Source organism: Vibrio sp. 3-2(1), assembly GCF_963887575.1.
Taxonomy (GTDB): domain Bacteria; phylum Pseudomonadota; class Gammaproteobacteria; order Enterobacterales; family Vibrionaceae; genus Vibrio; species Vibrio anguillarum.
The window spans coordinates 220,007-245,288 of the sequence record NZ_CAWPGB010000011.1; the positions used below are offsets into that span (position 1 = coordinate 220,007).

At 45.0% G+C, this 25,282-nt stretch carries 21 protein-coding genes; 12 read left to right on the forward strand and 9 right to left on the reverse strand.

The genetic code is table 11. The features are described from left to right. Nucleotides 1-8: 8 nt before the first annotated feature. From AACQ79_RS03655 to AACQ79_RS03665, 3 genes are all read right to left on the reverse strand, one after another. The gene (locus tag AACQ79_RS03655) at nucleotides 9-1,547 is read right to left on the reverse strand and encodes a methyl-accepting chemotaxis protein (protein ID WP_170898458.1); all 1,539 of its coding nucleotides are present in this window, start codon (nucleotides 1,545-1,547) and stop codon (nucleotides 9-11) included. Between the two features lie 249 nt (nucleotides 1,548-1,796). Continuing rightward, nucleotides 1,797-3,476 carry a glycoside hydrolase family 32 protein gene (locus AACQ79_RS03660; RefSeq protein WP_170898460.1) on the reverse strand — a complete coding sequence of 560 codons (1,680 nt, stop codon included), beginning with the start codon at nucleotides 3,474-3,476 and terminating at the stop codon, nucleotides 1,797-1,799. Nucleotides 3,477-3,594: 118 nt separating this feature from the next. Next, the gene (locus AACQ79_RS03665) at nucleotides 3,595-4,581 is read right to left on the reverse strand and encodes a LacI family DNA-binding transcriptional regulator (RefSeq protein WP_010319758.1); all 987 of its coding nucleotides are present in this window, start codon (nucleotides 4,579-4,581) and stop codon (nucleotides 3,595-3,597) included. A gap of 273 nt (nucleotides 4,582-4,854) precedes the next feature. Here AACQ79_RS03665 and AACQ79_RS03670 point away from each other — a divergent pair, with 273 nt between their 5' ends. The 3 genes from AACQ79_RS03670 to AACQ79_RS03680 all read left to right on the forward strand — a co-directional run bounded on the left by AACQ79_RS03670 (nucleotide 4,855) and on the right by AACQ79_RS03680 (nucleotide 8,952). Next, on the forward strand, nucleotides 4,855-6,294 hold the full coding sequence (locus AACQ79_RS03670; protein ID WP_094164526.1) for a sucrose-specific PTS transporter subunit IIBC: 1,440 nt from the start codon (nucleotides 4,855-4,857) through the stop codon (nucleotides 6,292-6,294). An 84-nt stretch (nucleotides 6,295-6,378) separates the two neighbouring features. Continuing rightward, a complete protein-coding gene (locus AACQ79_RS03675) occupies nucleotides 6,379-7,299 on the forward strand; it encodes an aminoimidazole riboside kinase (protein WP_170898462.1) in 921 nt (306 codons plus the stop codon). A gap of 258 nt (nucleotides 7,300-7,557) precedes the next feature. Next, on the forward strand, nucleotides 7,558-8,952 hold the full coding sequence (locus tag AACQ79_RS03680) for an EAL domain-containing protein (protein WP_240507705.1): 1,395 nt from the start codon (nucleotides 7,558-7,560) through the stop codon (nucleotides 8,950-8,952). 46 nt (nucleotides 8,953-8,998) lie between these two features. On the opposite strand, the gene AACQ79_RS03685 is transcribed toward AACQ79_RS03680, so the two are convergent. Then, the gene (locus AACQ79_RS03685) at nucleotides 8,999-9,766 is read right to left on the reverse strand and encodes a potassium channel family protein (protein ID WP_170898467.1); all 768 of its coding nucleotides are present in this window, start codon (nucleotides 9,764-9,766) and stop codon (nucleotides 8,999-9,001) included. A 463-nt stretch (nucleotides 9,767-10,229) separates the two neighbouring features. On the opposite strand from AACQ79_RS03685, the gene AACQ79_RS03690 reads away from it, so the two are divergent. Next, nucleotides 10,230-11,861 (forward strand): methyl-accepting chemotaxis protein, encoded by a 1,632-nt coding sequence (locus AACQ79_RS03690; protein ID WP_170898469.1) that lies wholly within the window; start codon nucleotides 10,230-10,232, stop codon nucleotides 11,859-11,861. 63 nt (nucleotides 11,862-11,924) lie between these two features. On the opposite strand, the gene AACQ79_RS03695 is transcribed toward AACQ79_RS03690, so the two are convergent. From AACQ79_RS03695 to AACQ79_RS03710, 4 genes are all read right to left on the reverse strand, one after another. Further along, entirely contained in the window at nucleotides 11,925-12,917 is a 993-nt protein-coding gene (locus AACQ79_RS03695; RefSeq protein WP_170898471.1) for a cytochrome d ubiquinol oxidase subunit II, read from the reverse strand. Beyond that, on the reverse strand, nucleotides 12,914-14,254 hold the full coding sequence (locus AACQ79_RS03700; protein WP_170898473.1) for a cytochrome ubiquinol oxidase subunit I: 1,341 nt from the start codon (nucleotides 14,252-14,254) through the stop codon (nucleotides 12,914-12,916). The genes AACQ79_RS03695 and AACQ79_RS03700 overlap by 4 nt, the downstream gene beginning before the upstream one ends. Before the next feature lie 354 nt (nucleotides 14,255-14,608). Then, on the reverse strand, nucleotides 14,609-17,413 hold the full coding sequence (locus tag AACQ79_RS03705; RefSeq protein ID WP_170898475.1) for a BamA/TamA family outer membrane protein: 2,805 nt from the start codon (nucleotides 17,411-17,413) through the stop codon (nucleotides 14,609-14,611). 153 nt (nucleotides 17,414-17,566) lie between these two features. Beyond that, entirely contained in the window at nucleotides 17,567-17,986 is a 420-nt protein-coding gene (locus AACQ79_RS03710) for a hypothetical protein (protein WP_017048641.1), read from the reverse strand. Between the two features lie 395 nt (nucleotides 17,987-18,381). Between AACQ79_RS03710 and AACQ79_RS03715 the strand changes: the two genes are divergently transcribed. The 8 genes from AACQ79_RS03715 (at nucleotide 18,382) to cydX (ending at nucleotide 24,791) form a co-directional block, all read left to right on the forward strand. Next, the gene (locus tag AACQ79_RS03715; RefSeq protein ID WP_170898477.1) at nucleotides 18,382-19,338 is read left to right on the forward strand and encodes an MBL fold metallo-hydrolase; all 957 of its coding nucleotides are present in this window, start codon (nucleotides 18,382-18,384) and stop codon (nucleotides 19,336-19,338) included. Beyond that, nucleotides 19,328-19,642 (forward strand): hypothetical protein, encoded by a 315-nt coding sequence (locus AACQ79_RS03720; RefSeq protein WP_013856716.1) that lies wholly within the window; start codon nucleotides 19,328-19,330, stop codon nucleotides 19,640-19,642. Before AACQ79_RS03715 ends, AACQ79_RS03720 begins: the two co-directional genes overlap by 11 nt. Beyond that, nucleotides 19,630-20,493, forward strand: coding sequence for a DUF692 domain-containing protein (locus tag AACQ79_RS03725; RefSeq protein WP_170898479.1), 864 nt, complete (start codon nucleotides 19,630-19,632; stop codon nucleotides 20,491-20,493). The genes AACQ79_RS03720 and AACQ79_RS03725 overlap by 13 nt, the downstream gene beginning before the upstream one ends. Continuing rightward, on the forward strand, nucleotides 20,486-21,232 hold the full coding sequence (locus AACQ79_RS03730) for an HvfC family peptide modification chaperone (protein ID WP_017048643.1): 747 nt from the start codon (nucleotides 20,486-20,488) through the stop codon (nucleotides 21,230-21,232). Before AACQ79_RS03725 ends, AACQ79_RS03730 begins: the two co-directional genes overlap by 8 nt. Continuing rightward, on the forward strand, nucleotides 21,229-21,828 hold the full coding sequence (locus AACQ79_RS03735) for an HvfX family Cu-binding RiPP maturation protein (RefSeq protein WP_170898481.1): 600 nt from the start codon (nucleotides 21,229-21,231) through the stop codon (nucleotides 21,826-21,828). The genes AACQ79_RS03730 and AACQ79_RS03735 overlap by 4 nt, the downstream gene beginning before the upstream one ends. Nucleotides 21,829-21,948: 120 nt before the next feature. Continuing rightward, the gene (locus AACQ79_RS03740) at nucleotides 21,949-23,529 is read left to right on the forward strand and encodes a cytochrome ubiquinol oxidase subunit I (RefSeq protein WP_170898483.1); all 1,581 of its coding nucleotides are present in this window, start codon (nucleotides 21,949-21,951) and stop codon (nucleotides 23,527-23,529) included. An 11-nt stretch (nucleotides 23,530-23,540) separates the two neighbouring features. Then, nucleotides 23,541-24,677, forward strand: a complete 1,137-nt coding sequence (gene cydB / locus AACQ79_RS03745) for a cytochrome d ubiquinol oxidase subunit II (protein ID WP_170898485.1) — start codon at nucleotides 23,541-23,543, stop codon at nucleotides 24,675-24,677. 12 nt (nucleotides 24,678-24,689) lie between these two features. Further along, entirely contained in the window at nucleotides 24,690-24,791 is a 102-nt protein-coding gene (gene cydX, locus AACQ79_RS03750) for a cytochrome bd-I oxidase subunit CydX (protein WP_013856710.1), read from the forward strand. A gap of 114 nt (nucleotides 24,792-24,905) precedes the next feature. On the opposite strand, the gene AACQ79_RS03755 is transcribed toward cydX, so the two are convergent. Continuing rightward, complete coding sequence (locus AACQ79_RS03755) at nucleotides 24,906-25,268, reverse strand: RidA family protein (protein ID WP_170898487.1); 363 nt, start codon at nucleotides 25,266-25,268, stop codon at nucleotides 24,906-24,908. Nucleotides 25,269-25,282 lie beyond the last annotated feature (14 nt).

The following is a 25,282-nucleotide window of genomic DNA, read 5'->3' on the forward strand; positions in this document are numbered from 1 at the left end:
GGTGGAACTTATGTTTTGAACTTACGCATATGAGTTTTAATGTTTGAGCTCAGTTGAAGAACTTCTTTCGTTCTCTGAGCATTATCTTGACCACTACTCGACAGCTCATTAGTGGCCTCTGATGCTTCAACAATCGCCTGACTGACTTCATCAATGGCTTGTTTCTGCTCTTCTGTAGCATGCGAAATCTCGCCATTTCTTTCAGAAATTTCAGAGATAGTATTTTTCACCTGCTCAACAGAATGTTGTGACTCTGATACTCGCTTAGCGGTGCTTTCTAACAAATTAGAGATGCGAATAATTTCTTGCTCAACCGATTCTGTTGCATTGCTAAGTGAGCGAATATTGGTTTGGATCTGTTCGGTGGATTGGCTGGTTTTGGTCGAAAGGTTGCGTACTTCATCAGCCACGACTGCAAAACCACGGCCATGCTCACCTGCGCGTGCCGCTTCAATAGCAGCGTTCAGTGCCAGCAAGTTGGTTTGCTCGGAAATGTCATTAATCACCCCGACCACCGTTGATATTTTCCGCCCTTCATCAAGTAGCTTATGCATTTCCGCGTTTACCGAACCCATTTCGGAACGCATGTTTACAATCTCGGCGGCAGAGCGTTCTATTGAGTGGTAAACATTATCGACCAGTTGAGAAGCCTCACTTGCTTGCCTTGCGGCGTCATTAGCGGTTTCAGCCACTGTTGCCACCGACTGACTCATCTGTGTGGAAGCGGCAGCGACGGTCGATAAACTGTGTTTTTGTTGATCAATTTGCTGCGCATTTCTCATGGCAACCTGACCACTCATCTCTGCAGTGTCTTTTAACTGCACAGAAGCATTCGTTACTTGTACAACTATCTCCCTTAGCGACTCCGTAAAATGATTAATACTGCGGATGATCTGTGAAAACTCTCTATATTTGGGTTCTGGAATGATACGACTTAAATCCCCTTCACCGGTTGCAAGATCGGCCACTCGCTCTGTTAAATCGTTGAGCGGGCGAAGGACGGTTTTCGTTAACGCCAAAATTAAGAATACAATCATTACGCTATCTAAAATCAGCAACTCAATCAGGCTATATTGCAGACTTTGTAACAAGGTTTTTTCTAGCCTATCTGTGTTATAGAAAAGCTCTACCTGACCAACTTCATTTTCCTTTTCATACTCAACAAAGGTGAGCTTTTGCACCGAAGAGAGCATGGATTCGTATTGTTTCCCCTCATTGGGTTCCATCTCTTTCACATCTTGAGAGTCGGGTGATGTACTCAGGAAAAGAAGCGGTGTACCACCCGCATCTTTCACTCTAACCGCTTGTATGTCTGGGTTATTTAACTCTGCTGAAATAGTGAGTTTAGCGGCATGTAAATCAAAATCCCAAATTGCTTTAGGTAGGCTGTAGCTCAAACGCTCTTTTGCATTCAAGATTGATGTATCTAGGCTATGCTGTAGCTCCGCTTTCTTTGACTGGTAATCAATGTAACTAGAAATGCCCAACACAATGGACACTGCCAGAACAACTTGGGTAACAAAGATCACTTTGACACTTTTCCACATACTTCATTTCGCCTTAATCAATGGTATGAGTTAAGCACTGTGCGTTGACTTCATCGCACCGCATGATAACCATCTGACTCTTGTGTTTAATGAATAGGACAATGCAGACCAGAAGAGAGGTCAATATCATCTCTGCTATTGTCTGAACTCATACCGATCATGTTGATCTCACTTATCTTTTACTTAAGGATAGACCAAGAAAGAAAAAGGCTATTATTTTTTAAGCCGAAAGTTTACTTTCGGCTTAATTTAGAATTGAGTAGCGAATGAAGAAGCGCTGACGGGCTGGATAGGAGAGTATTTGGCCGTAACCAACGCATTTAATAGTGATACCCCTGTCGCCTTTTGTTCGGTAAACACTCTTGCACTCATCACTGCTTTTCCGCCGTTGATGAACACTTCTAATGAAGAATTATCCGCGAGAATCTGCAGCTCAACCTGTTCACACTCTAAGGCCAATTCACGAATCACATCACCTTGACGTATCAAAGTATGGGAACGATCAAAACGTAATACTTTTTGCTGGGCATCCAAACTCAGTTCAACGTATTGCTCATCTTTTTCAAACAAACGTAAGCTTGCCCCCCACGGTAAAGTGATGCACATTTCAAAACTTTTGGTGTTGAGAATGGTGCATTTATCGCTTAACTCCAAACTTACCGGCTGGTGACATAACTGCTCTAGTTCTCTTATAGGCCTTTGAATAAGTTGATCATTCTCAACACTCAACTCACGCAGTGCCGTAAGTTGATGCAACCAGCCGTTGTCACAGCTAGGATGATTAACTTCGTCAGGCAGCCCCATCCATGCACACAAGACGCGCCGCCCGTCTGCCGTTTGCATGGTTTGAGGGGCATAAAAATCAAAGCCGTGATCCAGTGGCTGCAGATGACAAAAGTGAGGATGATCATTTTCATCCCATAATACTTTTGCAATACGATTTTGATGGACAACGGTGTGGTTCACGTTATCTGAAATAATCCCTTGAGGGCCAAAAACAAAATAACTTTGGCCTGCGATTTCAAACAGATCGGGACATTCCCACATGTAACCTAGCGGTGCGATTTCTTCACCAAATAGACCATCGAAATGCCACTCTTTAAGATCATATGAATGGTAAATCGCCAGCCGACCTTGCAACTGCGTTGTTTGCGCGCCAAGCAACATGAGCCATTTTCCTCGGTGGCGCACTATTTTAGGGTCGCGAATGTGTTCCGTGACACCCGTTGGCAAATTACGGATCACTGGGCCACGTTTTTCAAAACGGAGACCATCTTGCGACACGGCTAAACACTGCGTTGTTTGACGCAATCGCTGTTCACCTAACCGAACATTGCCAGTATAGAAAAGCATCAACTCATCGTTGTGACTTAAAGCATGACCAGAAAAAACTCCGTGACTGTCATACCAATCTGATGGAGTCAGTGCAATACCTTGCCATTGCCAGTGAATAAGATCAGTACTCGTCAGTTGTACCCAATATTTATCCTTGTGCTCACACCCATAAGGATACCACTGATAAAAAAGATGATATTTTCCTTGGTGATAAATGAAACCGTTTGGATCATTGAGCAACCCTTGCGGCGGAGAAATATGCCACGTTGGACGAAAGGGACAATCGTTTGGCGAGGAATAGGCGTACGCATTAAGCCGCAGCTGAGAGTCAATCATTCGACCTAAATTATTGATCAGTTCATCGGCATATTCATTGATGCTATCTTGTTGAATCAAAAATGAAAGCTGCCACTCACCAAGCACTTCTCGCAATCGCATATAGCTCGACAAAACATTGACTAAAGCTGGATCTCGCAGCGCAATAACGATTTCGCCTCTTGGTGCGAGTACTCGCTGAATATTGGCCGGGCCTCCAACTAATCTCACCATCTCTTCAAATGACATTTTTTCTACTGGCACTGTTTCTAATGACATGACTTACACTCAATTTCTGGGAACGATTGCAAAATATAAAAAAATAAGCCAGCTTGCAAGCATTGGTGAAATATTGCCCTCAATTATGCGGGCTTCCCCTCAGCAAGTACCTTCAGTCTTAGCCGGTTTCACGTTCGATATTTTGGAATGTTAACACGACTTTACTCATCTCCTGCCCACGACCAGCAATACGTTCAAGCAACATCTTGGCTGCATTTTCACCTGCTTTATCAAAGGCATAGTTGAATGTTGATAAGCTTGGGTTACTGACAAATGCGAGCTCATCATTGCCAACTCCTAATACTTTTATTTGCGATCCAACCTGAACTCCAGACTCTTGTAGTGCTTTCACCGCTCCAACCGCAATTCTATCGGTTGCGCAAAAAAGACCATCTAATTGTGGGTATTGCGTGATTAATGTTTTAGCTTGTAAGTAACCAGATTCAATCGAAAAATCACCACGCACATGAAACAACAGGGTTAAATTGTTGATACCCAGTGCTTGCTCTAACCCTTGAGAACGCAAGCAATCCACCGCTACGTCATCGCTCTGAACACCAATAAAACCAATGTGTTGACAACCTTTTGCTATCAACCGTTTACCCGCTTCGAATCCAACGCGAAGATCATCATGAACAATACTTGGGATATCGTGCAGTGAGCCATCTTGCCCAACCAATACCACCGGGACATTAGATTGTTGGATTGCTTTCACTAATGGCATATCAAGGTGTGTGGCGTAAAGTACAATGCCTTCGACCCTCTTTTGATTAAATATTTGAATATATTCCAATTCTTTAGCGTGATCTTGATGCGTATTGGCAAGCAACACGTGTTTGCCCGCTTGTTCAAATATGGCACTTAAACCATCAACGCCTTGTGCTGTCGCATGCGAAGAGACTCGCGGAACGATGACTCCAATTAAATTGGTTTTTTGTGATTTGAGATCTTTAGCGACTTGGTTGACCATATAGCCGCATTCGGAAATTGCCTTTAACACTTTGATTTTTGTAGACTCTTTAACACCATACTCATCATTTACAACGCGTGAAACCGTCGATTTAGAAACTCCGGCCAGCTTAGCGACATCGTGCAAACTCGACATACATAACCTTACTTATTCTGTTTTGGGATTGTTTGCAAAACTCAGCGCGGCAAACGATCGAATAGTGTGATTCTAACGCTGTTTGTAGAATTATCGATCTCTCTTTTACTGATCTAATTCACAGAATCAATGGTTGGCTTTTGACTACTTTGAATTATTCATCAAAAATCCATTTTGCAAACGTTCCCAAAAATACTTATTTTAACTTTATCCACCATGCTTATCTTAAAGAGATCAAGTCATCTGGATACCAAACAACAACCGGGGTGGGTTATGAACTATCCAGTCATAGCAAAACAATTATTAGAGCAATTAGGTGGCAGAGAAAATATCCAAGCCCTTGCTCACTGTGCAACACGTTTAAGATTAGCGCTAAAAGATGACGCATTGGTTGATGAACAAGCCATTGATTCACTTGAAGGTGTCAAAGGACAATTCAAAGTCGCTGGCCAATATCAAATTATTTTTGGCTCCGGTATCGTGAACCAAGTTTATGCGGAAATGGCCAAGCTGACCGGACTTGCTGAAATGTCAACCAATGATGTTGCAAGCGCGGGTGCACAAAAGCAGAACCTAGTTCAGCGCGCCGTTAAAGGGTTGTCGGACATTTTTGTCCCTATTATCCCGGCCATCGTCGCTGGCGGTTTATTGATGGGGCTGTTCAATGTACTGACAGCTACTGGGCTTTTTATCGAAGGGCAGTCACTGATTGATGCCAACCCGGGCTTGGCTGATCTTGCCAGCATGATCAACACCTTCGCTAACGCCCCTTTTGTTTATCTTCCTGTTTTGTTGGCATTTTCTGCTTCAAAAAAATTCGGCGGCAACCCATTTCTTGGCGCTGCATTAGGTATGTTGATGGTTCACCCAGACCTGCTTAATGGTTGGGGATTTGGCGGCGCGTCCGTCGCAGGCACCATCCCTACTTGGAATATTTTTGGTTTTGAGATCCAGAAAGTCGGCTATCAGGGCTCTGTCTTACCCGTTTTAGTCTCCGCCTTTATTCTTGCAAAAATCGAAAATGGCCTGCGCAAAATTATCCCTTCTGTACTGGATAATTTACTGACGCCTATGCTCTCGATTTTCATTGCAGGCTTTTTAACCTTCACTCTGGTAGGTCCGATTACTCGCGATATCGGCTTTCTATTGGGTGATGGGCTGAACTGGCTATACGATTCTGCTGGCTTCATTGGTGGTGCACTGTTTGGCTTTATCTACGCACCGTTTGTGATTACTGGCATGCACCACAGCTTTATTGCTATCGAAACACAACTATTGGCTGACATCGCCATTACTGGCGGTACGTTTATTTTTCCTATTGCGGCCATGTCAAACGTCGCACAAGGTGCAGCAGCTTTAGCGGTTGGTATGAACACCAAAGATATCAAATTAAAAGGCATTGCGATTCCATCCGGTGTGACCGCCCTTCTGGGCATTACCGAACCCGCAATGTTCGGTGTAAACCTGAAACTTCGCTACCCATTTATTGCTGCGATCATCGGTTCAGCTTGTGCCAGTGCATTCATCACCTTGTTTAATGTCAAAGCACAAGCGTTAGGCGCGGCTGGGCTTCCAGGAGTGATTTCCATTAACCCAGAGAAAATCAGCTACTACATCATTGGCATGCTGATTTCTTTTGTCATTGCCTTTACCTTAACACTTGTTTTGGGTGCCAAAGAGCGCGCAAAGCTTGATAAACAAGCAACAGCGTAACCCCCAAGGCTGTTATGCTCCTAAGCCCGCTCGATGTGAGTGGGCTTATTTCTTCAGCGAATAACACGGATATTGGAAGAAAAAATGAATCGAGTTTGGGTGACAGGCGACGCGGTCGTCGACTTAATTCCTGATGGTGAAACACACTATCTCAAATGTCCGGGCGGTGCTCCGGCGAATGTGGCTGTTGCCATCGCAAGATTGGGGGGTAAGAGCGCCTTTTTTGGCCGTGTGGGTAATGACCCTATGGGGCGCTTTATGCAATCCACATTAACCGAAGAGAAAGTGGACACCCGATATTTGCAGTTGGATGATCAACAAAGAACATCAACCGTCGTGGTCGATTTAGACTCGCACGGCGAACGCAGTTTTACCTTTATGGTGAAACCGAGCGCGGATCAATTTGTCCAATGTTCAGACATTCCCACCTTTTTAGCGGGCGAATGGCTGCATTGTTGCTCCATTGCACTGGCCAGTGAACCGAGTCGCAGCACTACCATTGAAGCGATTAAACGCATCAAAACCAACGGTGGATTTGTCAGTTTTGATCCCAATCTACGAGAAGAGGTTTGGCCTAACTCCGAAGAGATGATCCCAGTGGTGATGAGCGTGGTGGCAATGGCGGATGTGGTTAAGTTTTCCGATGACGAACTGCTCTTGCTCACGCAGCGCCCTAGCCTTGAGCAGGGATTAATCTCAGTGAAAGAATTGAACATTCCGCTGATTGTCATTACTCAAGGTGCAAAAGGAGCGCTGGTGATCACCGCAGAGATGCAAACAATGATTACGGGAAAAGCCGTAAAACCTATCGATACAACAGGTGCCGGAGATGCTTTTGTCGGTGGATTGCTGTGCCAGTTGTCATTACATAAAGAGTGGTTTACTAAGGGTAATATCATAAACGCAGTGCAATGGGCTAATGGCTGCGGAGCATTAGCCACCACTCAAAAAGGGGCAATGACAGCGCTACCAGATAAGCACATGCTTGATCGATGGATTGGCTAAATGATAATGCTGCCGTAAGACGCAATTGATAGAAAAACAAAATAACTAGAGACAATTTTGGGATGGAAATCAATATAAACTAATGGTTTTCTAAATCTATTTGCTACACTTATGGCATCAACACGCAAACAACCACCAGACTTAATGCAAAGATTAGTAAAACATGAACGATCTAAACGATGGGTAGTTAGCTTTTTATATTGCTTGCTGCCTATTATTATTGCTAGTCCAATTATCGCTTGGCAAACACAAACTGATTTGAACAATTATATTAAAGATAAACTCAAAGTAGGTGAAATTCAGTTTAATCGGGTCATTCGAAATGCTGAAGTCGCTAACGAACGTGCGTCATATTACCTACAGATGGAATGCAAAGAGGTATTTCCATATTTACGAGAGCTTGTTGCCACCACACCCGATATACGCACATTAAACTTGGCAAAAGATTCAAACGTTTATTGTAATTCATTACACGGCGAAACTTTTTACCGCACTCAGCATTATACGGCACATGAACTCTATTTATCCGATGGTAATCGGCTAACCCCATTAATGCCCGTGCTCACTTTTCATCGGCAATACCCCAAAGGTTCGGTAATAACGGGGGTCAATGGCTACTATCTAACCAACACTATTACTCTGTTAAAAGATTATGGAATTCTCTATTTTGGAGTTGGTGAACATAAATTAAATAGTGAAGGGAGGGTATCGAATCAGCAGGTTCAAACAACACTGAGCCTCATATCCTCTCAATACCCTTATACCTTTTCAGCTAAGCTGACATTGGACGACTATTGGCTTTATTTTAAAAACACCAAACAAACCAGCACGATGTTAGTTCTTCTTATGAGTATTGGTTTAGGCGGCTTTGCTTATTGGAAACTCGGCCAAGCTTCGTCAATGCAAGGAGAAGTGAAACGCGCTATTCAATCCAACGAGTTCATTCCGTATGTACAACCAATTGTTGATGGTAGTGGCCAGCTCTGCCATATCGAAGTGCTTGCCCGTTGGCAACATCCTGTTCATGGATTAGTGAGGCCCGATCTTTTTATTCCCTTAGCGGAGGAATCTGGGCTAATCATTCCTATTACGACTCAGTTAATGTCCCAAGTAGAGCATGAACTTTCATTACATCAGTCACAATTTCCAGAGCATTTCAGTATTGGATTTAATATTTCAGCCAAGCACTGCGTAGCTTCCAATTTGTTTGATGATTGCAAACATTTCATTGAAACCTTCAACAATCGTAAACATATTTTAACGCTAGAGCTCACTGAGAGAGAGTTGGTTATTGATAGTGATGAAGCAAAAAAGCTCTTCCAGTCATTGGATAAAATAGGTGTGTTGCTGGCAATTGATGATTTTGGTACGGGTCATTCTAGTTTGAACTATTTGCAAGAGTTCAAGTTTGACATTTTAAAAATCGACAGAAGCTTTATTACCATGATCGGTAGTGATGCGATCTCTAGCCATATTGTTGAAAACTTAGTCGATTTGGCTAAGCGACTTGGGTTAAAAACCATCGCCGAAGGTGTGGAAACCCAAGATCAAATTGATTTTTTGAACGAAAGAGAAATTGACTATTTACAAGGCTATTTCTTTTATAAACCTATGCCGCTCAGTGAGTTTATCACTCTGCTTAAAACCACCTAGATCAATCTCTGGCATTCCAATACGATGATAACTAGAACTTCAGTGGTTATTTCTTATGACGAGAGGCCAACTGAGCACGGTAGCGAGCTAAATGAAAACGCTTGCGAACAGGTTGTTGAACAGAAAGTTGTTTTAACACTTTATTAAGCTGTTTCGTGTGATGTGCACTATTATGCTCTGCTGATTGCCCATCTTCTTCAATGAAAAATGAGGCGACACTCGCGGTCAATAAACCGAAAAGTGTAATACCCGTCAACATCAGAAACACGGCAACACCACGCCCAAATGGAGTGATTGGATACATATCGCCGTAACCAACAGTAGTAATCGTGGTCATTGCCCACCAAATCGCATCAGAAAAATCATTGATTGGGCTATCCGTGCCCTTTTCGACCAAATAGACAAAAGCCGCAGAAAGAAGCACTGTCGATAAGCTGGTTAGCCCAATAAAGCTGAGCGTTTTTTGTCTCAGTACCGCCTTTGTTTGACGCCATGCTCTTGGCAAGATCAGTAAAATGCGTAAAAAACGGAGCGGACGTAGGAATGGCATGGCCACAATCAACACGTCAGGCCAATTCTTAATCATATAACGGATAGGATTGGGGCTCAGCAACACTTTAATGAGTAATTCTGTTGCAAACAATGCCCAAATAATCCAAAGCAGATGCTCCAGAAAATCAAGCTCTCCGGGTTGTAAAGGTGCAATATCTGGTAGTAAAGCGACGATCACATACACTACCGATAATAGCAGCATCGGAATTTCAGTTTTATGTTCGATCGCAGACAGTAGCTGTAAACGTGTTTTTAATTTCATGATTCAAATACCTTTTTCCGTTTACCTTAACGCCAAAAGTACCAAGTGAACAGTACAACCATCCCTTTCGTTACCCAATTAGCACCCAATTCAAAATGGAAATCACTATAAACTAGGTGGTTGAGATGTAAAGAATTGTGACCTTAACAGAGCTTAAAATAACCGTCTTGAGCGTTATTCTAAGCTCTTCACACCCAATATCTCACTCACAAAAATCTCAAAAACACCATAGGAGTCAAGTTTCAATTGTGATACGATGCACAACTTTATGGATATCTCTCTATTTTCATATGGACGTGACCCGATACCCAAGCCACTTAGGATGCTGTAGATGACCAGTAAGTGAGGCCGAAAAAACATCAATAAAATGGTGGAATTGGCGTCAATGAACGTGATCAATACAGCAATGCTGCAAGTGGGACAGGTATAACTCCGTTGTTTTACTCCGAGGTCACTTATTACCATGTCTTTTTTAAAAGATTTAGCCATTCGCAAAAAAATTGCGCTTGCCTTTACTATTATCGCGTTAGTCAACATCGCCTTCGGTTATTACCTATATCGTTCATTGAACGAAATACAAGATGACCTGCTCAATCTAACAGATGACACACTCCCATCAATGATGATGGTCAATAACGTCAAATACAATATGGCTTCTGTGCGACGTGCTCAAATCAGTTTACTTTCCGCAACCGATCAAGCCGAAATTACGGAGGATATTCGTTGGATGCAGGAACACTATCAAGCAATTGATAGTGCACTAGCCACCTATGAGCGTGCGGTTTGGACCGATCACGAGCGTTCGATTTTTAAGCCAGTTAAAAACCTCTGGCGTGACTACTTGACTGCGCTTGGCTCTTTTAATGACGATATCCTCAATCAAAATATCGTAAAAGCTCAAGGGGATATTTCAGCCTCTTTGGTTACATTTGAACGCCTAGAGAGTGCGATTGACGATCTTCTCAATTTAAACCAAACCTTTGTTGCCAAAAATCGCTCTGAACTGATGACGCTTATTCAAGCTATCACCTCATTTTCCACAGGCAGCATCGTTGCGCTGATAGCATTTATGGTGTTCATTACACTATTACTTTCTCGCTTAATCTGCCAGCCATTACAGTTGGTTGTACAGCAAGCGAACGCCATTGCTGGAGGTAATTTAAGCCATCGATTAGCACGTCAGCATATTGGGCAAGATGAGCTAGGTGAATTGGCCGATGCGTGTTCAAGTATGCAAGAGAATTTACGCTCAATGGTGGAAGAGATCATCGCCGGAGCGACTCAACTATCTCATGCTGTCGATGAAGTTAGCGCCGTCTCTGAACAGACATCACAGGGCATGCAAGAGCAACAGGTCGAGGTGATGCACATTGCTACGGCCATGACGCAAATGAAATCAACGGTTGCAGAAGTGGCACGAAGCACAGAAATCGCTTCTGACGCCGCTCGTGAAAGTAACCAACAATCTATCCTTGGATCAAAACAGATGGATTCCGTCGCGAATGCTATCTCTCTTGTGACTCAAGAAATTGATCAAGCAGAACAACGCGTATTAGAGCTTGAGCAGCAAGCGCAGCAAATTAACGTTGTCGTTGACGTGATAAGCAACATCGCCGACCAAACCAACTTACTGGCTCTGAACGCAGCAATTGAAGCGGCTCGTGCTGGTGAACAAGGGCGTGGTTTTGCTGTTGTTGCTGATGAAGTTCGTGCTTTAGCCGGCAAAACCCAGCAATCGACGGGTGACATCGTCAATATAATCCAAAGCCTACAAACATGCGCAGTGCGGGCTCGTGAAGCGACGTCACAAAGCAGTGTACTTATGGGGCAATGTGTTGAGCAAAGTGGCCAGACTCAAATCGCGATTGACCACATAAGTAATCAAAGCGCGCATATTGCTGATATGACCATCCAAATCGCCAGTGCGTGCGGAGAGCAAGATTCGGTTAGCGAGGAGCTCAGTCGCAATATCGAACGCATTAGTGAATCAGCTAAGCAAGTTGCACAAGGTTCTTCCAGCGCTGCTCAAGCGTGCGTCGAACTTAGCCAGTTGGCAGCAATGCTACAAAATACGGTACGTCGCTTCCAAGTCTAACCTCATATCGTGGGTTTAAAAATAACGGCCTCTTTTGAGGCCGTTATAGTATCCATTCTCTTGCTATTTATAGCTTAAATCTGTCGCTTTACCTTTAAAGATTCGGTAAACCACAAAGGTGTACAGCAAGATCATCGGCATCACAATCACGACACCAATGCCCACTACCAATAAGCTAGCCGTAGAGGCGGCTGATTCTTGAGCCGTCATTATCCCGGGGACGACATCAGGGAAAAAGCTATAGGCTAATCCAAGAAAGCTTAATGCAAAAATTAGCATCACGCCAAAAAATGGCCATTGAACTCCCATATCATTCACTACAGGCAGTCTTTTTAAATAGCGATCAACCATAAAAATCGTAACTAACACCACCAGCGGAACAGGAGCTAATAACAGCATTTCAGGGAAACTAAACCAACGTTCCGCGACCAGTGGATTAAATAACGGGTTAACAATACTGACTGAAAAAATGCCCAGCGCGGCCAACCAGCCCGCACGGCGTGACCAGCGCGCCGCCCGAATTTGTAACGCGCCCTCGGTCTTTAACACCAACCAAGCACCACCGATATAAACATAAGCAGCCGTCACGCACAGCGAACTGAGTAGTGCAAAGCCATAAGCCTGCATCGATTCCTCAAAGCTCATCACATACCGTCCAATCATGTAACCTTGGGTTAATGCGGCAAGTAAAGAACCGGTTTTAAAACACAAGTCCCAGTGGTCTTTATGATCCGCTTTCGCTTTTGCACGAAAATCAAACGCTACACCACGCATAATCAATGCGATCAGCATCAGTGCGGTGGGCAAATACAGCTCTGTCAAAATCAAGCTATGTGCACTTGGAAACGCAATCAATAAAATACCAACGCCTAGCACTAGCCATGTTTCATTGGCATCCCAGAAAGGACCAATGGAGGCGATCATTCTATCGCGCTGTTGCTCATTATTTTGGGGTAATAAAATACCGACACCCAAATCATAACCATCAAGTACCGCATACATGAAAACGCTAAAACCAAGCAATAAAAGATAAATTTCCGGTAGATAAGAGATCATAATGGTGCCTTTTGCTCGTCAATCGGTTGAATCGTTATGCCTGTGGAGAACTGCCTTGCTAAATAAAACAGTGTATGGATATAAGCAACTAGCAATACGGCATAAATGGTTAAATACATGGCTAATGACAGCACAACAGAACCACTTCCAATCGCAGTAACTGCATCAGAAGTACGCAATACACCACTAACAAGCCATGGTTGACGGCCAATTTCAGTAACATACCACCCTGCTAATGTGGCTACCCATCCTGAAAACGTCATCGCGACAACGGTATAAAGATAGAACTTGGGTAAGGTTTTTTTACGAATTAAACGCCATGCACCAAACCAACTCACTAGCAGCATCAGCACGCCAATTCCGACCATAATTCGAAAGCCGAAGAACAGTGGCTTAACCGGGGGATGATCCGGTGCAAATTGATTTAAACCCACAATTTCACCGTCGAGGTCATGCGTGAGTATTAAGCTGGCTAATTTAGGAATGCCGAGTTCAAAGTGATTGCTACGTGTGGCTTCATCCGGCCAAGCGAATAAGAGTAACGATGCTCCTTGCTCCGTGTCCCACACCCCTTCCATCGCAGCAATTTTAGCGGGTTGGTGTTTTAACGTATTTAAGCCGTGTAAATCGCCAACAAAAATTTGTATTGGTATAGCAATGGCCGCGAGAATAATGCCGACTTTAAGGCCCACTTTCGCTGCTTCCAGTTGCGCATTACGCAAAAATTGGTAAGCAGAGATCCCTGCAATGACAAAACTTGCGGTGAGTAAAGAAGCCAGCAACATATGTACAAGCCGATACGGCATAGAAGGATTAAAAATAACCTCCTTCCAACTGGTGACATGAACAATGCCTTCAATCACTTCATAACCAGCAGGTGTATGCATCCAACTATTTAAAACTAAAATCCAAAAAGCAGAGAGTGATGTGCCTATCGCCACCAGCACGGTTGCTAAGGTATGCACCCATTCAGGTACTCTTCCACGCCCAAAAAGCATCACGCCAAGGAAGGTCGCCTCCATAAAGAAAGCCGTCATCACTTCGTAGCCTAACAATGGCCCAGCGACGTTACCGACTCTCTCCATAAATCCTGGCCAGTTAGTCCCAAATTGAAAACTCATCGTGATACCAGAAACAACACCGAGCGCAAAAGTCAGGGCAAATATCTTGACCCAGAAATAATATAAGTCCAACCACAACTGAGCTTGCGTTCGTACAAAACGCCACTTAAAAAACACCATCACCCATGCAAGCGCAATCGTAATGGTTGGAAATAAAATATGAAAACTGATATTGGCGGCAAACTGGATCCGCGACAACATGAGGGTCTCTAACATCACTCTTTCCTCAATCAAAAAAGACTAGGCAATCAAATAACAACAATTTACTTAATTGTTAATTACGTTGATCGACCTAATTAAGTTCACTGCCTGAGGATTTTCTTACTTAAAGTCACTAAGGCTCCTCGTCGATTGAGGGGAATGAAAATCCAGAACAGCGCAGCCAATGAGTTGTACCAATCATCAGCTGTAAGACCGAGGAAAAAGATGTATCAAATTACGGAAGAATTATGACAAAAAATAACCGTGCCCCATAACAAGCGTTAGGTTTGAGTAAGCAGTAAGCCTTGCTTCGGCTTACAGCGCAAAAAGGGTCGCATTTGATGCGACCCTTTCCTCCTCAACAAACGGTTAAAACTGAGCCGTTAGCTTGATATACACTTCATCTTTGCCTAATTTACTGTCTAATCCATGAGCGTAACCAATCCGTACTGGTAACGTGCCGCCATAAAGTACGATGGTATCGATCTGCACTTCAGCACCAACCCCCGTCAGGGCTTGGTAGCTTTGGTTATCGTTCCAGCTTGATCCTGAGTCGACAAATACAGAACCTGAAATATCCCCCAAGCCAATTGGCCACAAATTCCAGTTTCGTTCAGCGCGATACAATAAGCGGCTTAGTTCAACACTTTGTGTCGCGTAAGCTTGCCCTACTTGAGCCGCAGAGCTGTAGCCACGCAACGCTATCTGCTGGCGGCCATAGAGCTGCGCGCTGTCACCTTCGTAGCTGCCCAGCTCAAACGGTTTGGCTTTTGAGTCCGCATAACCTGCCGCAAGATGAGTGGTAAGGTTGAAGCTCCCCGGGAGGTCCCAATGTGCTTGCCACTGCGCCTGCCATTTTTGTCCAGAGTAATCACCGCCAACATTGGACTCCCATACCAAATCAGCGTAATGACCCCACGCATAGCCGGGAACATTCAATAAGCCTTCACGGTTATCCCATTGCAGCGCAGCCCCTACTAGCCACTCATCACTGGCTTGAGTATAGCGCGTACCTTGAGGCGCTTTGATCAGTGACTCTTTCTGCCAATAAGTTCCGATACCAAACATTAAGTTATCATCGAGGCCAGGCCATAAATAATTACGTTGTAACGTTAAGTCATCTTGACGGACAATGCGATCGTCTTTATTGGTCAATGGGTTTAACTTAAACTCATGCTCTCGGCTGAGCGTCGCTTGCCAACGGTTGTCATATTGATATCCCAATTGGTACGTCGCCAACGCATTTTTTGTATCCCAAGCCGCTTGGATTTCATATTGATGTCGCCCTAACACATCTGAACCACTGGTCGAGAAACCAAGTAACGATTGGTTATCATCCCCTTGCCAAACGGGAACCCAATAACGTGGCGTTAAAGTCGACAACGGTGAGTAGTCGGTAGTGTCACTTTTTTCGACCTGAGATATCGGCGTCGAAGCAGCGGATGTCACCTTGGCAAAGGAAGACAGCGGAGCCTCATTGAAAGCCGTCACCGCCGGAATGTGGCGCAAATGGTAACCATCATGCTCATAAGCTTGGTAGATAAGCCCTTGCGATTGATTCCATTGCGGAGAAAAAGCACCACCAATTTCATTGGTCAATTGCTCTAGCTGCAGACTGGTTAAGTCCATTCGGTAGATCTGATAACGCCCCGTGTAATCGGCGCTGAACAGCAGCTCTCCCTCTTGGGTAAAACTCAATTGATGCTCAGTTAATGATGTTTCAGTCACAGCCAACCAGCGCTGCTCTTTGGCGACAAAACGCATGATATTCCACGCGCTAGACGGCTGCTTCACGGAAGCATAAATGTCACCTGTCGGAGACAGCGCCATATCACCAATGACCCAACCATATGTGCCTTGCCATAAGCGAGTTTGCTGTCCATCCAGCGTCACCTGCCATAATTCAGGCAACCCTTGTTCATGACGGGTAGCGAAAACACTTTGCCCATCTCGGCTCCAACGTACTTGGGTAAAGCGCTGTTGCTCGGTTAAACGTTGCCACTGCCCATCAACGTAGCGATAAAGATCATTCAACACTCGTCCGTCAAGATAACTATTCACTTGTGACACGACGATACCTTGCTGGGGATGAACATCGAGGCTAGTTAAGCTTTTTGTAGTCAATAAACGCTGCCATTGATTTTGCTTACTATCCCACATCGCTAAATTTGCTCGATCAACCCCATCACGACGCCAAGCCAGTAATTGCTCTGATCCACCATTGGCTAATAGATATTCAAACGGCTGGCTATCGAGAGATTGAGCCTCCGAAGGCTGTTCCTTACTTTGCACAATTTGATCTGAAAACTGCGTGATTAGATCGGCACGGAACTCTTGCCAAAGCGCAAAAAAATCTTTACCAAAAGCACGTTGAGCGCTTCGGTTTAAGAAAACGCCCGGAATTAGGTAGCCACTGTAATCGCTTAAAAAATGTTGGAGTGCGTCTTCGCCATACGTTTTGGCTAAATAATCAATAAAATACGCGCCGTAGAGGTAATTACTGCCAAGCGGTAAACGTTTATTCGCTACCACGATTTGGTTGAGATCAGCCAGTTGTCCGCTCGCCACTTCCATGCGCATTTGCATCGCAAAATGGCTATTGTGCAAACGTCCATAACCTTGTTCATTTTGGCTTTCCATGTAAACCGCTAACCCTTCTAACAGCATCGAGGGTGTCATTGCATGCGGGAAAAGCAGTGTGTGACGGCCAAAAATACGTCGAGCTCCGGTGACCGCACGCTCATTTAATTCCATATGAACAATGTGAGTGTACTCATGGCGGATGAGCATGTGCAACCATTCATCATTGCCTTCCAATCCATTGACATCGCTGGGGGGATTTAAGATCAAGCGAATTTGAGCATAAGGCAGCGGCGTTGCCCAACCGTTGGAATAGTCGTAGTCATCCACCAACGTTAGGTGCGTTTTTTCAGCTGGCATCTTTGAGAATTGACTGGCAAGGTCTTGATGCACTTTCTCGGCAATATCTAACGAACGCGCCGCGTACTGGGCCAATTCACTGCGAAAGTGCACGATAAAATGTTGCGATTGTTGAGTCTGCCATTGCTGACCAGCTTGATCCCAAGCGACTGACTCAGCCAATACTGTTGGTGTATGCATACCCAAACAAACCATCAAACCCATAATGGGTGAGAGTACAAATTTTGCTGACATCGTTACAACAACCCTTTTCAATAATTAAGTGCGGCGATTGTACGTTGAATGAGAAAAGGATTGGGTATCGAAATGTATGGCTTTGTCAGGATAAGGCCTGACTATCATTTGCTCCCCCATTTAAGGAGATGGCACTTAACATTGCTAAGCAATCTATTTTATATCGCACTCTATTTGACTGATCGGAACGCTCGATTGACCAAAACAGACATAAGCGGTAATTGGTTGATTTACCTTCATTTTCACGTAGCCAGCTTTTACATCATCCTCTCGAAATCGAACCATATTGGACGTTGCTTCTGAACCATCGACATAAATCGCCGTGAAATCATCATTCATCCAAGCAACCACTTTGTCGTAACTCTGTTTGGTCTTAAACACGACCTCGGCGCAGCGAATAGGCGGATTGTCACGAACGCTGTACCCGCCAGAATGTTCAACCGCTTCAGAGCCATTGCTCACATCGTGTAACTGGCTGGAAATCACATCACACTGACTGTCAGCCGCATGGACATTAAATGCAATAAGCATAGGAATCACGTAATAGCTTGGCTTCATCTTCATCATAAACATTACTGACATCATAGGTATTTGTAAAAAATAATAGCTTTACCCTATTCAAAACCACCCAAAAATAACATCACTTAAAAGTAAACGTGGGTTAAATATCACTGAACACTGGAGTGATGCCGTTCTAAATAGAACATTTGTTATTTTTTTATTGTATTAATTGGTTCTAGCTATACGGTGCAAACCTAGAATCTAACAGGCTTATTATTGCATCACACCACACTGTTCAATTTACCTTAACCACAAGGTAAAAAAATCAAGATTGACCAAACATCCTCCTAAATCATATCTTTCACCTACACCTTGACGAGAATCAAAAAGCTTGCACTTTTATCGCAAGTCTCTTTTCGCCCTAGGTATCCACATATCATAAAAAAGACAATCAAAAGGTAGTCAGCATGAAACAACCACTTAAGGCACTGGTGCTCGCAATCAGTTTGTCGTGCGGTGCCATCGGTGCTTACGCAAACTCGTTAGAGCCGCTCGACAAAGAGTTCACTTTACAAGTTTTAGGATCGGGAGGGCCAATTTCCGATGATCTGCGCTCTTCTTCAGCGGAAGTGATTTGGTGGAAAGGCAAATCTAAAATCATGATTGATGCTGGCGGCGGTGCGTATCTGCGCTTTGGCCAATCCGGCTCTAAACTGGAAGATTTGGATTTTCTAGGCATTACCCATTTCCACACCGACCACGTCGCCGACCTGCCCGCGCTACTTAAAGGTGGCTACTTCTTTAACCGTCAAGATCCGCTGGATATTGCTGGGCCGCAAGCGGGCTCAGCCTTCCCTAGCCTATCGGGCTATATGGACGCACTCTTTAATAGCAAAGATGGCGCTTATGCTTATTTGAACGGTTTGTATGATGGCAGCGATGGTTTGTTCCCAGTCACCATCACTGATGTTTCTTACCAAACCACGACACCAACTAAAGTGTATCAACAAGACGGTTTAACCATTTACGCACTCGGTATTCCTCATGGGGACGTGCCATGTTTGGCTTATCGTATTGAAAGTGATCAGGGCGTTATTGTCATTTCTGCCGATCAAAACGGCAGTAACCCAGCATTTCTCGATTTTGCTCAAGGCGCTGACATTTTAGTCATGCCGATGGCTGTTCATGAGTCAGCCGATGAAGTTTCCGCATTTATGCACGCTAAACCTTCAGTGATTGGCGAAATTGCAGCCAAAATCAATCCTAAACTGCTCGTGCTCAACCACTGGATGGGAGTCGGCCTTAAACATAAATCAGAGTCCACCAAGATCATCAAACAGTTTTATCACGGCGAAGTTATTGCCGCCCGTGATCTCTCAAGCTACCCAATGAGTTCCGTGAAGGAGATAACCCATGAATTGTAAAATTGTTTTGTCTATTGCGATGACTTCGGCCATTGCTCTTCATCCTGCAATGAGCGTTGCAGAAACGTCAACGGAAGCACCAGTGAGTGCGCAACCCACCTCTCAAAATGGTGGCAAATGCGCGGCTGGCAAATGTGGTACTGAAAAACGTTTTGAAAAGCAGGATTTAAAAAGCGATCCGCAAGGACGTTTAGTACGCGCCAGAGATGGTAAATGTGGCTTAACCGCAGAGGGAATCGCACCTTCCGCTGAAACCATTACTCTAACCAACAGCAAAATCACTGGTGGTGTATGCGGGCAATAGATCGCACTTCAAAAGGCATCGGCTTGCGTAGCGAACACATCGATTTGCTATGCCAGTTGCCTGACCATCCCGACATCGATTTCCTTGAGCTTGCTCCGGAGAACTGGATGAACATGGGCGGACTTAAACGCGAGCAGTTACAGCAGATAGCAAAGCACTATCCTCTGGTTGCACATGGGCTGAGTTTGTCGATTGGCGATTGTCAGCCACTGAACAAAGCGTTTGTGAAAAAGGTAGCGGCATTTTTAGATGAATTTAACATCGACATTTACAGTGAGCATTTGAGCTTTTCGCGTGATGCCCAAGGGTACTTGTATGAACTGCTGCCTATCCCGCGCTATAAAGAGAGCATTGCTTACTTGGTCGATCGCATTCACTGCGTTCAAGATATTGTGCAACGCCCTTTGGTGCTGGAAAACATCTCCTACTACCACAGTTACGGCAAGGAGATCCCCGAAGGCGAATTTATTGCTGAGATAGTCGAGCGCAGCGGCTGCCAACTGCTGATTGATATCAACAATGTGTACGTGAATAGTTGTAACCACAGTTACTGCCCGTTTGACATGCTGGCCACTTTACCGAGCGAAGCGATCTGCTATTACCACATCGCAGGTCACTTGAAAGAGCGCGAAGATTTCTTGCTCGATACCCATGGCAAACCAGTACAGCAAGAGGTGATTGACTTGGCTCGTTATGCTTACGCTCAACAAGGTAGCCGTCCTTTGCTGCTTGAACGTGATCATCATGTGCCTCCTCTGGTGGTTTTGACTGAAGAGTTGCGCACTATCCATCATGACATCATGCAGCCAGCGCCATCATTAGTTATCGATGTGGAGCGTAGCCATGCTTAAACCACCAATGAACATGAGTATGTCAATGCACGCACTGACCTGCGTGATCCGCTCTCCTGTCGCGCAAGGCGAACCGCCCTGCCGTTATCGAGAGTTCATTCGAGCGAATATCTACTCTGTCATTAAGCACACTTTTCCTCTGTTTTACGCTCAACTTAACGAGGAAACACTCTACATTTTGACGGACGAATGGTTGGTAATACATGGCGCTATGGAGCCTGAGTTCCATCAGATTGCGACTGAATTTGTTCAGTTTATCCAACAGCAAAATAACCATAACGCCAGTGTTAACCTCAGTGCTGAGCAAATCGCACTGCTTGAATATGAATGGATCGTTTTCAACGCTGAAATGGATAGCGCTCATGTGCCGAATCTCAACGTGTGGTGGGATGATGTTGAAGCTCAACCGGAGGCGTTTTGCATACAGCTTAACCCAACGTTAAAACTGGTCGAAGTGCCTTTTCTTGTCCATCCAGAATCGGTCACTTTTTTGATTCAAGAACAGAAAACTGTCTGTTATGGGGTATTTCGTCATGCATCGCATCAGGTGGTATCACAAAAACTCAGAGAAGTGGATATCGCCCTAATTCAGATGATTCAAAACGCCCCAGCGCAGTCACTAACGCAACTAGAACAACAGATAGCTCAACACCTATCCAACTTCCATTTTTTGGCGTGGGTTCAAACGTTTCAGCAACAAGGACTCATCAGCCTGTATTTATTAGGAGAAACTCTATGATTCACTCAGCCCTCAATTGGTACGATAGCGTGATCGAAAAATTTAAAAAATTCGATTTTATAGTACTACTTGCGATTCGACTTTTTCTCGTGCCGGTGATTTTTGTCGGCGCTCATTCCAAAGTGGTTGGTTTCGCTGGAACCGTTGCTTGGTTTGGCGCCTCAACCGCCGATGGTGGTTTAAATCTACCTTTTCCAGAACTGCTGGCATTTTTAGCCGCCGCGACAGAAGTTCTCGGCTGTATATGCATCGCACTTGGTCTTTTTACTCGCATTATGGCTATCCCTATGATTCTCATGATGAGTGTGGCGAGCGCAATGGTGCACTGGAAACATGGCTGGGACGCGATTGCCACCAGCAGTATGAAAGCGACGGTGCGCTTAAACGGTTTTATTGAATGGGTGGCGGTCAATTTTCCGGGCCGCTACAACTACATCACAGAACTTGGCGACCCTGTGATGCTCAATAACGGAATGGAATTTGCGGCTACTTACTTTGTGATGCTGATGGTTCTTTTCATTTATGGTGGTGGCCGCTACGTCAGCCTCGACTACTGGCTAAAAAAACCATTCACTCGCACGCCTCAAACTGCTTAACACCTAATGATGCCTACTAACTTGAAGTTGCCGCCCGCAGCTTCAAGTGGCAGGCGTTATCGATCACACATTCATCTCTGACTATCTTACCTGCCATTTTGCTGGCGGGAGGGAGACTTTATGCTTACAGATGTGGTGGAACTGTCACGGTTCCAGTTCGCCAGTACGGCGCTTTACCATTTTATTTTTGTTCCGCTGACCATTGGCTTATCGTTTTTACTGGCGATCATGGAATCGCTGTATGTGATGACCGGAAAAACCGTCTACAAAGATATGACTCGCTTTTGGGGCAAGCTGTTTGGCATCAACTTCGCCGTTGGCGTCGCCACCGGCCTCACTATGGAGTTTCAATTTGGCACCAACTGGGCGTACTACTCTCATTATGTGGGTGACATTTTTGGTGCCCCGCTGGCGATTGAAGCTTTGATTGCCTTTTTCCTTGAATCTACCTTAGTTGGGCTATTTTTCTTCGGTTGGGAGCGCCTTTCTAAACGTCAGCATTTAAGCGTGACTTGGTTAACCGCTTTAGGCTCTAACTTTTCTGGATTGTGGATTTTGATGGCCAACGGCTGGATGCAAAACCCCGTCGGTGCCGAGTTTAACTATCAAACCATGCGTATGGAAATGATCAACTTTGCTGAGGTCATTTTTAACCCAGTAACCCAAGTGAAGTTTGTGCATACCGTTGCGGCGGGTTACACCACAGGCGCACTGTTTATCATGGGTATCAGCGCTTACTACCTATTGAAAAAGCGCGACCTTCCCTTTGCGCGTCGCTCATTTACTGTGGCTTGCGCTTTTGGCATGGCATCCATTACCGCCACTTTATTGCTAGGTGATGAGTCAGGTTACACCTTAGGTGAAGTTCAACAGGTGAAGTTAGCCGCCATTGAAGCCGAGTGGGATACCGAACAAGCCCCTGCCTCTTTCACTCTATTTGGGCTACCTAACCAAGAAACCATGCACACAGACGCGGCGATTAAAGTCCCTTATTTGATGGGTATTATCGCCACGCGTTCATTGGATGAGCCCGTCATCGGCTTAAAAGATTTGATGGCGCGCAGTGAAGAGCGCATTCGCAATGGCATGCTCGCTTACGGGCTATTAGAAGCCTTACGCAATGGTGACGATTCACTGCAAAACATCGCTCAGTTTGAAACGCTAAAAGAGGATTTGGGGTACGGTTTATTACTCAAAAAATACACCGATAAAGTAACTGATGCGACTGAAAGCCAAATCAAACAAGCCGCGCAAGATACCATTCCGCAAGTTGCACCTCTGTTTTGGAGCTTCCGCATCATGGTGGCCTGCGGTATGGCGATGTTCGCTGTCATTGGGCTCTGTTTCATCCAAATTTGTCGGCGAAAAATCGGCACTCAACCTTGGTTACTTAAGGCGGCATTATTCGCTATTCCACTTCCCTGGATTGCCAGCGAAGCGGGTTGGTTTGTCGCTGAGTTTGGCCGCCAACCTTGGGCTATCGGTGAAGTACTTCCGGTTAATATGGCTGTATCTAACCTATCACCCAGCGATTTATGGATTTCACTGGGCCTAGTTTACTTACTCTATAGCGCATTTTTGGTGGTGGAAATGTACCTGATGGTGAAGTTTGCTCGGCGCGGTCCAAGCGCCCTACATACCGGACGTTACCATTTTGAAACGCAAGATGGGCACGGATCTCTATCTCACGTACACCATTAAGGGAGAACACAATGTTTGATTACGAAACCTTACGTCTGCTGACTTGGGCGATTGTCGGTGTGCTATTGATTGGTTTTATCATCACCGATGGCTTTGATATGGGCGTTGCAGCGCTACTGCCCATGTTGGGACGCAGTGATGTTGAACGAAGAGTGATGATCAACAGTATCGCGCCTCATTGGGATGGCAACCAAGTGTGGTTGATTACCGCTGGCGGTGCGATTTTCGCCATCTGGCCACTGGTGTACGCCACCGCATTTTCTAGTTTCTATTTAGCGATGATGTTGCTACTTGCCGCGTTATGGCTGCGCCCAATTGGTATGGATTATCGCTCGAAAATCGATAATCCCTCATGGCGCAAGGCGTGCGATAACGCACTGTTCATCAGTGGCGTTGTGCCGCCCCTCATCTTTGGCATTGGTTTTGGCAATTTATTGGTGGGAGTCCCTTTTCAGCTCAATAACTTATTGATGCTTGATTACCAAGGCCATTTTTGGGATCTATTCACGCCATTTCCGCTACTGTGTGGCCTGCTCAGCCTTGCCATCGTCGTCACTCAAGGCGCAACGTTTTTACAGCTCAAAACTTGTGATGCGTTACGTGAGCGAGCCCATAGCGCGTCGTTGGTCAGTGCCAGCATTGCCGTGGCTTTATTTCTCATCGGCGGATTCTTTGCCGCCAACATAGCGGGTTATATTATCGTGAGCCCGATTGTCACGGATGCCGCTTCAAACCCCTTGCACAAAGAAGTGGTTAGCGTCGCTCGTCATTTACTGCATAACTATCAAGCACACGCCATGCTGTGGTTGATCCCTTGCGTGGGCATCGCGAGCTTATTGGCGTGCATATGGGCAAGCCTGAAAAGAGCATCTGGCTGGGCCTTCTTATTCTCTAGCCTTGCTATTACATGCATTATTTTAACGGCAGGCGTGGCGCTATTTCCGATGATCATGCCGTCAAGCTTAATGCCATCACACAGTTTGACGATTTGGGATGCCACATCCAGCCAAAAAACACTCAATATCATCACGATTGTCGCCATCTTAGTGGTACCAGTTATTCTCAGTTACACCGCGTGGGGTTACTACAAAATGTTCGGTCGATTGAATGATGATTATATTCGCAACCACAGCGTATCGCTGTACTAAAGGAGATGACTGATGTGGTATTTCTGTTGGGTTCTTGGCGTATTACTCGCCTGCGCATTTGGCATAATCAATGGATTGTGGCTTGAGCAAGCTGAGCATTTCGATGAATCGTAACTCACTCATATGCAAGCCGATAACCTGTTAACAAGGTTTAAGATCATCAAGCTTTGAGATAAAAAAATGGCGCAAATTGTAGCGCCATTTTTCATCACATAGTAAGAAACGTATTTACTGAAATTTTGAGCCAGCTGCGGCAACAAAAGCCATTTCAACCAGATAGTCAGGACTTGCCAGTTGTGCTTGAACGCAGGCTCGGCTTGGTGCGCATCCTTCTGGAAACCAGCTATCCCACACTTCATTCAAAGCGGCGAAATGTGCAAAATCTGTGACATAAATCGTCACCGATAACACACGGCTTCTGTCGCTGTCGATCGCCGTTAACTGCTGCTCGGCTTGGGCTAAGATCTGCTCAACCTGCCCTTTCATATCGGCTTTTGTATCACTATCAGCCACTTCCACAAAGTGGGCAATGCCGTTGAATACGGTAATGTCAGACCAACGTTTACTTGGATTAATACGATGAATAGTCATTAATTTCTCTCTTT

What these genes read in the sequence shown, in the direction of transcription:
- AACQ79_RS03655 (WP_170898458.1), bottom strand. Translation starts at nt 1,547, where the DNA reads ATGTGGAAAAGTGTCAAAGTGATCTTTGTTACCCAAGTTGTTCTGGCA.
- AACQ79_RS03660 (WP_170898460.1), bottom strand. Translation starts at nt 3,476, where the DNA reads ATGTCATTAGAAACAGTGCCAGTAGAAAAAATGTCATTTGAAGAGATG.
- AACQ79_RS03665 (WP_010319758.1), bottom strand. Translation starts at nt 4,581, where the DNA reads ATGTCGAGTTTGCACGATGTCGCTAAGCTGGCCGGAGTTTCTAAATCG.
- AACQ79_RS03670 (WP_094164526.1), top strand. Translation starts at nt 4,855, where the DNA reads ATGAACTATCCAGTCATAGCAAAACAATTATTAGAGCAATTAGGTGGC.
- AACQ79_RS03675 (WP_170898462.1), top strand. Translation starts at nt 6,379, where the DNA reads ATGAATCGAGTTTGGGTGACAGGCGACGCGGTCGTCGACTTAATTCCT.
- AACQ79_RS03685 (WP_170898467.1), bottom strand. Translation starts at nt 9,766, where the DNA reads ATGAAATTAAAAACACGTTTACAGCTACTGTCTGCGATCGAACATAAA.
- AACQ79_RS03690 (WP_170898469.1), top strand. Translation starts at nt 10,230, where the DNA reads ATGTCTTTTTTAAAAGATTTAGCCATTCGCAAAAAAATTGCGCTTGCC.
- AACQ79_RS03695 (WP_170898471.1), bottom strand. Translation starts at nt 12,917, where the DNA reads ATGATCTCTTATCTACCGGAAATTTATCTTTTATTGCTTGGTTTTAGC.
- AACQ79_RS03700 (WP_170898473.1), bottom strand. Translation starts at nt 14,254, where the DNA reads ATGTTAGAGACCCTCATGTTGTCGCGGATCCAGTTTGCCGCCAATATC.
- AACQ79_RS03705 (WP_170898475.1), bottom strand. Translation starts at nt 17,413, where the DNA reads ATGTCAGCAAAATTTGTACTCTCACCCATTATGGGTTTGATGGTTTGT.
- AACQ79_RS03710 (WP_017048641.1), bottom strand. Translation starts at nt 17,986, where the DNA reads ATGTTTATGATGAAGATGAAGCCAAGCTATTACGTGATTCCTATGCTT.
- AACQ79_RS03715 (WP_170898477.1), top strand. Translation starts at nt 18,382, where the DNA reads ATGAAACAACCACTTAAGGCACTGGTGCTCGCAATCAGTTTGTCGTGC.
- AACQ79_RS03720 (WP_013856716.1), top strand. Translation starts at nt 19,328, where the DNA reads ATGAATTGTAAAATTGTTTTGTCTATTGCGATGACTTCGGCCATTGCT.
- AACQ79_RS03725 (WP_170898479.1), top strand. Translation starts at nt 19,630, where the DNA reads ATGCGGGCAATAGATCGCACTTCAAAAGGCATCGGCTTGCGTAGCGAA.
- AACQ79_RS03730 (WP_017048643.1), top strand. Translation starts at nt 20,486, where the DNA reads ATGCTTAAACCACCAATGAACATGAGTATGTCAATGCACGCACTGACC.
- AACQ79_RS03735 (WP_170898481.1), top strand. Translation starts at nt 21,229, where the DNA reads ATGATTCACTCAGCCCTCAATTGGTACGATAGCGTGATCGAAAAATTT.
- AACQ79_RS03740 (WP_170898483.1), top strand. Translation starts at nt 21,949, where the DNA reads ATGCTTACAGATGTGGTGGAACTGTCACGGTTCCAGTTCGCCAGTACG.
- cydB (WP_170898485.1), top strand. Translation starts at nt 23,541, where the DNA reads ATGTTTGATTACGAAACCTTACGTCTGCTGACTTGGGCGATTGTCGGT.
- cydX (WP_013856710.1), top strand. Translation starts at nt 24,690, where the DNA reads ATGTGGTATTTCTGTTGGGTTCTTGGCGTATTACTCGCCTGCGCATTT.
- AACQ79_RS03755 (WP_170898487.1), bottom strand. Translation starts at nt 25,268, where the DNA reads ATGACTATTCATCGTATTAATCCAAGTAAACGTTGGTCTGACATTACC.